1 protein-coding gene is annotated in these 983 nt (G+C 31.8%); it reads left to right on the top strand.

Annotated elements, in window-relative coordinates; all coding sequences use genetic code 11:
- Nucleotides 1–983: GmrSD restriction endonuclease domain-containing protein (locus tag AC1DTM_RS28585; protein WP_477001502.1), on the top strand; the 983-nt coding region annotated here is incomplete at both ends.

Raw genomic sequence — 983 nt, 5'->3', positions numbered from 1 at the left:
TAGAAGTTATTGATGGGCAGCAACGTTTAACGACAGTGTTATTAATCGTGAAATATATTCAATCTCTTATTCCTTATTATGACGAAACAGGGTATACGATGTTATATGAAACAAGGCCAGAAAGTGAAAGATATATTGCGAATATAAAAGCTGGAGATGTAAAGCGGAACGAAAATATAGATTTTTATCATATGTATAATGCATATGAAACAATTGGTAATTGGTTTCAGCGACATGAGGACAAGAATGCACCACTTTATATTTGGCAGCGTTTGACCGATCAAGTAAAGGTACTTTGGTATGAACTTGATAAAGGCTATGATCCTATTAATTTATTCACGCGAATTAATATCGGGAAAATTCCGTTAACAAATGCAGAATTAATTAAAGCTTTATTTCTGAGCAAAAATAATTTAGGTCCAGACATAACGCAGCATAAGTATTTAAAAATGAAACAAGTAGAATTGGCAACTCAATGGGATGCAATAGAAACCCATTTGCAAAATCCAAACTTTTGGTATTTTTTACAGTCAACACAAGGAAAATATGAAAATCATATTGAATGGTTGTTTGAATTAGTAGTTGATAATTTTGCTCAAACAATTGATATGGATACTTCCTATCGTACGTTTCATGCATTCCACGATGAGATAGAGCGCCGTACTGAACAAGGGGAAATGCGATATGAAGTAGTAGAGGCAATTTGGTCTGAAATCCAAATTTTATATTACCAATTGAGTGAATGGTTTGAAAATCGTGAGTTGTATCATCTGATTGGATATTTACTTAATGCTTCTCATCCGATTCAGAGTATTGTTAAAAATGCGAAGTCGATGAAAAAAGATGAATTTATAAAATCTTTATATAAGATGATTAAAAAACGTTTACGTAATTGGAATATTTCTGAACTTAGTTATGATAGAGAACGTTCCAAAGTAAAAGAAATTCTAGTCTTACATAATATTATGACGTTGCAACGAGAT

The sequence above is a fragment of the Bacillus sp. P4_D3 genome (assembly GCF_056401855.1).
The sequence above is the reverse complement of the archived record's forward strand: the minus strand, read 5'-3'. Positions and strand labels throughout refer to the sequence as shown.